5 protein-coding genes are annotated in these 6854 nt (G+C 68.2%); all 5 read right to left on the bottom strand.

From position 1 onward, the window contains the following. Positions 1 to 71 precede the first annotated feature (71 nt). The gene (locus B8460_RS09215) at positions 72 to 1856 is read right to left on the bottom strand and encodes a PQQ-dependent dehydrogenase, methanol/ethanol family (protein ID WP_048861301.1); all 1785 of its coding nucleotides are present in this window, start codon (positions 1854 to 1856) and stop codon (positions 72 to 74) included. 112 nt (positions 1857 to 1968) lie between these two features. Then, the gene (locus tag B8460_RS09210) at positions 1969 to 4260 is read right to left on the bottom strand and encodes a xanthine dehydrogenase family protein molybdopterin-binding subunit (protein WP_052945194.1); all 2292 of its coding nucleotides are present in this window, start codon (positions 4258 to 4260) and stop codon (positions 1969 to 1971) included. Between the two features lie 2 nt (positions 4261 to 4262). Further along, positions 4263 to 4715 (bottom strand): (2Fe-2S)-binding protein, encoded by a 453-nt coding sequence (locus B8460_RS09205; RefSeq protein WP_048861299.1) that lies wholly within the window; start codon positions 4713 to 4715, stop codon positions 4263 to 4265. A 395-nt stretch (positions 4716 to 5110) separates the two neighbouring features. Continuing rightward, positions 5111 to 6424 (bottom strand): NAD(P)H-dependent oxidoreductase, encoded by a 1314-nt coding sequence (locus B8460_RS09200; RefSeq protein ID WP_048861298.1) that lies wholly within the window; start codon positions 6422 to 6424, stop codon positions 5111 to 5113. A gap of 106 nt (positions 6425 to 6530) precedes the next feature. Continuing rightward, positions 6531 to 6854, bottom strand: a 324-nt coding sequence (locus B8460_RS21810) for a hypothetical protein (protein WP_048861297.1), incomplete at its 5' end; no start/stop codon positions are given.

Here is a 6854-nt window from a genome sequence, read left to right as displayed (position 1 = left end):
GCAAAAACAAAGGGCCGGGCAACGCGCCCGGCCCTCCTTAGTCCATCGACGTTCGCCGAGGCCGGGTGGCCTCAGTTCATGCCGAACACGTAGAGCATCGAGCTGGGCTGCATGGACTTCAGCTCCGGCGTGGAGTCGATGAACCACTTGTCCCAGGCGCCGCCCATGCCGATCAGCACGGCGACATACTGCTTGCCGTTCACCTCGAAGGTCATCGGAGGCGCGCTGTCGCCGCCGCCGGTGTTGAAGTGCCACAGCTCGTCCAGCGTCTTGCCGTCGAGCGCCGACATGCGGCCGTCGGGCTGGCCGAAGAAGACCAGGTCCGGCGTGCTGAGCAGGCCGCCGAGCAGCGGGAACGGCGTCTCGTGCTTGCCGGTCTCCTTGCCCGTGGTCACGTCGACCGCGGTGACGCTGCCGGTGATGCGCACCGGCTGCGACGGGCCGCCGCCGGTGAAGAAGTCACGCGCCTTCGGCGGCTTGTTCGGATCTTCCGGCTTCACGGTGATCTTGTTGCAGCTCTCGATCACCGGGATGTACCAGGTATGCAGGTTCGGGTTGTAGGTCGTCGGCGGCCAGTTCTTGCCGCCCATGTTACCCGGGCAGATCATCGTCTCGGTGTTCGTCCGGCTGGGCGTCACCGCGGCGTTGTACTTCTGGACCGGCTTGCTGGGGTCGTACTCGACCGGCTTGCCCGTCTCGGCGTCCAGACCCTTGGTCCAGGTCACCTTCTTGACGAAGGGCAGGCCCCACACGAAGCGGCCGTTGGTACGGTCCACCGCGTAGCCGAAGCCGTTGCGGTCGGCTTCCAGGTCGAGCTTGTACGGCTTGCCCTGGATGTCGACGTCGACCAGCACGTTTTCGGCGACGCTGTCATAGTCGAACGCGTCGTTCGGCGTGTGCTGGAAGTGCCACTTGATCTTGCCGGTCTTCAGGTCGAGCGCCAGCGTGCTGTCCGTGTAGAGGTTGTCGCCCGGACGATACTCGCTGTCCCAGTCCGGACCCGGGTTGCCGACGCCCCAGTACAGCGTGTCGGTCGCGGGATCGAACGAACCGGTGACCCAGGTGGAGCCGCCGCCGATCATCGCGGCCTTGTGGCCGTCCGGGCCCTTCCACGAATCCGCGCCCGGCTCGTTGCCGACCGGGATCGTGTGGGTGCGCCAGACTTCCTTGTGCGTCGAGAGGTCGGTCGCCGCGATCCAGCCGCGGATGCCGTACTCGGCGCCGGCGACACCGGTGATCGCGAGGCCCTTGACGACGAGCGGGGCGCCAGTGACGACCTCACCCTTGTCGGGGTCGGCGACCTGACGCTGCCACAGCACCTTGCCCGTGTCCTTGTCGGTCACGACGAGGCGGCCGTCGAGCGTGTGGGTGACGACGGTGTTGCCCCACAGCGCGGCGCCGCGATTGTCCACGCCGCAGCAGGCGATGGCGCCGGCCCAGTCATGGTCAGTCTTCGGGTCCATCTTCCAGACCAGCTTGCCCGACCCGCCACGCATGTCGATCTTGTAGAGCGAGCCCCAGCCGTCGGTGACGTACATGTAGCCGTCCTCGACGAGCGGCGTGCCCTCGAGACCGCCATGCGACCAGATACCGCCGCCCTCGATGCCGCCAAGGGCGAAGGTCCATGCAACGTGCAGGTCCTTCACGTTGCCCTTGTTGATCTGATCGAGGGTGGAGAAGCGCTGGGCGCTGAAGGTGTGGTGGTGCGTGATCCAGTTCGCCGGCTCGCTGGCCGCATTCTCAAGACGCTGTTCCGTCACGTCGCCCGCGCGCGATGCCGAGGCAAACAGGAACGGTGCCGCGCAGACGCCTGCGAGCAGCAGAGCGCGCGCAGCAAACTTCGGCTTTGATTTCATTGCCGGACATAACCCCCCAAGGTTTAGGCTCACAAATAATAGAGAGCGCTGGACGGCTGTCCAGCGCTCTCCGGCAGTCCCGGTCAGAAAAAGCGTCGGGCGATAGACGAAATCACGCCTTCAGCTGATCACCGATCGGCATAGTGCGCAGCCGCTTACCGGTCGCGGCGAAGATCGCATTGCACAATGCCGGCATGAACGGCGGCACGCCCGGCTCGCCCACGCCGCTCGGCGGCAGGGTCCAGCCGGAGTCCATGATCCAGACATTGGTCTGGCCCGGCGCGTCGTCGATGCGCGCCACCTGGAACGTGTCGAAGTTGCCCTGTTCGGCGCGCCCGTTCTTGAACGTCAGCGAGCCGTATTTGGCGACGCTGATGCCCATCACCGCAGCGCCCTCGATCTGCGACTCGATGCGCTCCGGGTTGACGAACGAACCGCAGTCGATCGCGGTGTCGACGCGCGGGATGGTGATGTTGCCCTTGTCGTCGACCGCGACCTCAACGACCGTCGCGATGTAGCTGACGAAGCTGCGGATCGCGGCGATGCCGAGACCGTGGCCCTTCGGCACCGTGCGGCCCCAGCCCGCCTTTTCCGCGACGTGCTCGACGACGCCGCGCAGACGGCGCGGGTCGATCGGATAGCTCTCGTACGGCTCGCCGTAGTTCCAGAGCTGCCCGTCGATCTGCTTGCGCGGGTCGATCGGCCCCTCCGTCCCGAGCAGTTCGAGCAGCATCTCCTTCTGGTCCTTGCCCAGCGCGTGGGCGAGTTCGGCGACGAAGGTCTGCTGCGCGAAGCCGTGCGGGATATTGGAGACCGAGCGGAACCAGCCGATGCGGGTATGCGCGTCGATCGCCGGATTCTCGCAGCGGATGTTCGGGATGTTGAACGGCACGTCGACGAAGCTCATGCCGAGCTCGATCGGGATCTGCTGGTTCGCGCCCTTGACGAAGGTCGAGCCGATGGTCGGCGCGACGCTGCGATGCTTCCAGGCGACGACCTTGCCGTCCTTCACGCCCGCCTCGATCCGCTCGAAGGAGACGGTGTGATAGAAGTCGTGCTGGATGTCGTCCTCGCGCGTCCACACGACCTTCACCGGCGCGCCCACCGCCTGCGACAGCAGTGCCGCCTCGATCACGAAGTCGCACTTGCTCTTGCGGCCGAACCCGCCGCCGAGCAGCGTCGGATGCACCGTCACGTCGTCGACCTTCATGTTGAAGGTCTTGGCGAGCGTGTCGCGCGTGCCGCCGGCGCTCTGCACGCAGGCCCACGCCTCGATCTTGCCGTCCTTGACGTTGGCGAGTGCTGCCGGCGGCTCCATCGACGCATGCGCGATGTGCGGCAGGTAGTATTCGCCGGTGATCACCTTGTCGGCCGACTTCAGGGCCGCGTCGGCGTCGCCGAGGTTGCGCACGACCTTGCCGCCCTTGCGCGCGGCGTCCTGCATCTCGGTACGGTAGGCGGCCGAGTCATAGCTCGCGTTCGGCCCGTCATCCCACACGATCTTCAGCGCCTCGCGGCCCTTGATCGCGGAGCCGGTGTTGCGCGCGACGACGGCCACGCCGCCGACCGGCTGGAACACCGACGGCCAGGGCCAGCCCTTGACCTCGACGACCTTCTCGACGCCCGGGACCTTCATCGCCTCGGACGCGTCGAAGCTCTTGACCTTGCCGCCGACGACCGGCGGGCGGGCGATCACGGCGAACTTCATCCCCGGCAGCTTGGCGTCGATGCCGTAGGTCGCGTGGCCGGTCGTGATGTCGTGCAGGTCGACGATCTGCACCTTGCCCTTGCGGATGTAGCGGAATTCCGACGGGTCCTTGAGCTTGAGGCTCTCGACCGGCGGCACCGGCTCGGCCGCGGCCGCGGCCGCGAGTTCACCGAAGCCGAGCTTCTTGCCGTCGGCGACGTGGATGACCTCGTGATTCTCGACCTTGACGTCCTTGACGTCGACGCCCCAGCGCTTGGCCGCCGCGGACGCCAGCATTGCCGCCGCCGCCGCGCCGATTTGGCGCATCGGGATCAGGAAGTGGCGCGTGCTGCGCGAGCCGTCGGTGTCCTGGTTGCCGTATTTTTCCTCGTTGCCCACGGCCTGCTGGACGTGGCAGCGGGTCCAGTCGGCGCCCATCTCGTCGGCGACGATCATCGGCAGGCTGGTGCGCACGCCGGTGCCCATTTCGGAGCGGTGGGCGATGATCGTCACCATGCCGTCCGGGGCGATGGAGACGAACACCTTCGGGTTGGTCACCACGCCGTGCGGCATCGCCGAGGCGCCAGTCTTGTAGCTCAGGTCAACCGTCTCGGCCATCGCGCGGCGCATGCCGACGCTGGTGGCGAGCACGAGGCCGCCCGTGGCCGCGGCGCCCTTGAGGACGAAGCGGCGGCTCACATTTTCGATCTTGTTCATGATCAGACCCCCGTCGCGGCGACGCGGACCGCCTGCTCGATTCGTTTGTAGCATCCGCAGCGGCAGATGTTGCCGGACATCGCCTCGTGGATTTCCTCGTCCTTCGGATGCGGGTTCTGCGCAAGCAGCGCCGCCGCCGACATGATCTGTCCGGCCTGGCAATAGCCGCACTGCGGCACGTTCGCCTCGCGCCACGCCTTCTGCACCGGATGGTCGCCCGACGGATGCAGGCCCTCGATCGTGGTGATCGCATGCCCGGCCGCGTCGGAGACCTGCAGCGTGCAGGACCGGGTCGCCTGCCCGTCCAGGTGCACCGTGCACGCGCCGCACAGCGCGGCGCCGCAGCCGAACTTCGTGCCCGTCAGGCCCAGCTCGTCGCGCAGCACCCACAGCAACGGCACGGACGGATCGCCGTCATAGGACACTTCGGTCCCGTTCACGCGGAGCTTCAGCATTGCAACTTCCCTCGTTGTCTGGCCGGAGCGGCTTGCGCCCCGGCGGCACCGACCGCCGCCGCAACGGCAGTCTTTACATCGTTATGTCGTTCTGTATATTGCGTCCCGATGCGACGCAGGGCGGCGCAGGGGACGTGGGGCGGCTCGCGGCTCAACAGAGGTGCCGCGCACCGCACGAGACAGGCATGATTCCGCGTGGACCGCATGGTTGCGATCCATCCGCGCGCTTGCGTGTTTTCCCTACCTTCATCGACACTCGGCCGATCGGTCGATCGGGCGAACCATTACAAGACTGTCGCTGATATCTTACCTGAGGTCAATCATCGGCGTATGCCGCCGAGCTGGCCAACCTGTCCGCACAAGTGATGCCCGGCGAGCAGCGGCGGCGTGCCGTGTCATGCTGCATTTGCGAAGGCGGCTTCCATTTCGCGGCGCATGCGATAGGCGCCATCCGTCGCGTCGATCGCCACGTCGTCCCACACGAGCGGCGTGCCGATCGCCACGTCGCGGCGCAGCGTGAGGCGGCTCGCGAGGCCGATCGGCAGGCCGCCGATCGCGAGGCTGCGTGCCGCCGGCAGCAGCTTGCCCCACACCAGCGCGCCGCCCTCGCCGTCGAGCACCTCGCCCGCGCGCAGGTCGCGCTTGGCCGTCGCCACCACGTCGCCGCGGAAGCCGTCCGGCGCGCCCGTCGCCTCGCCGCGCAGCGCCGCCGACAGCACCGACACGTTGAGCTCCAGCCCGATCAGGTGGAACGGCCGGTACAGCGCGCTGCGCCGTCCGCTCGGGTCCGTCACCACGCCGTATTCGGCGAAGCAGCGCTGCGCGTAGGCGCCCGTCGCCTCGAACGCGACATAGACGCCCCAGCGCAGGTCGCGCGCGACCGGGGTGCCGTCGCGGTGCAGCGACGACAGCACCTCCACCTGCCCGTCATGGTGCAGCGCACCACCCTCCGCCGCCGGGCGCAGCACGTCCGCCAGCTCGTCGGTGCCGCAGGGCGGAAAAGCGAGGCCGTCGGGCGGCGTGGTCAGGCCGGTCGCGTTGGCGACCGCCGCCATTTCGATCGCCGATTTCGTGCCGTCGAGGAAGGAGTTGAACATCTGCGGGTTCATCCCGCCCTCGCGCGCCGCCTGTTCGGTCAGGCCGTAATGGCCCCACACCGTGTCGGGCGTGGAGGCGTGATAGGCGGGGAGGTATTTCGTCCCCTTCCCCGCCGCAACGACACGGAAGCCGCAGGCGCGGGCCCAGTCCACGAGTTCGCAGATCAGCGCCGGCTGATCGCCGTAGGCGAGGCTGTAGACCACCCCCGCCCGCGCGGCGCGCGCGGCGAGCAGCGGCCCGGCGAGCACGTCCGCCTCGACGTTGACCATGATGACGTGCTGGCCCGCGTCGATCGCGGCGGCGGCGTGGGCGAGGCCGGCGCCGGCATGGCCGGTCGCCTCCACGATGACCTCGATGTCGCCCTGCGCAAACAGGGTCGTCGCGTCGTCGGTGAAGCGGGTGGCGGCGATGCGCGACTCGTCCCAGCCGACGGTGCGGCAGGCGGCGCGGGCGCGGTCGGGCGCGAGATCGGCGATCGCCGCGACCTCGATCCCCGGCGTCGTCGGCACCTGGGCGAGGAACATGGAGCCGAACTTGCCGGCGCCGATCAGGCCGACGCGTACCGGCCGGCCGCGCGCGGCCTGTGCCTGCAAGAGGCGATAGAGATTCATGCGTGGCCCTTCCCCGACAAACCGGGGAACGACATAGGCCGAACGCCGCGCGGGGGCTACCCGCGCGGCTTCCGGGACATGGCTTTGGAGAGGCCGGTCTCGCGGATCAGTTCAGCAGGCGCAGCTCGATACCGTCGGCGGAGCCGGCGAGATTGGCGCCGCGGGTGACGTCGTTGATGCGGATCTGCACGCCGTGGGCGTTCTGCAGGAACTGCCCGCCGATGCCCTTGACGAGCGTCGCGTCGCCGGTCGCCGCCGCATAGGTGCCGGTGAAATCGGACAGGCGCTTCAGGCCGTACACGCGGCCGTGGCCCACGATCTTCTCGTACCCGACATCGGCGACCGATATGCCCTTCACCGAGAAGCGGTAGTTATGGCCCTGAAAGTGCAGCGTGCCGTCGCCCCAGGTGTAGCCGACGCCCGCGCCCGC

This window comes from Acidisphaera rubrifaciens HS-AP3, from assembly GCF_000964365.1.
GTDB classification, from domain to species: domain Bacteria; phylum Pseudomonadota; class Alphaproteobacteria; order Acetobacterales; family Acetobacteraceae; genus Acidisphaera; species Acidisphaera rubrifaciens.
Note: the sequence above shows the minus strand (reverse complement) of the source record. Positions and strands in the feature narration are given on the sequence as shown.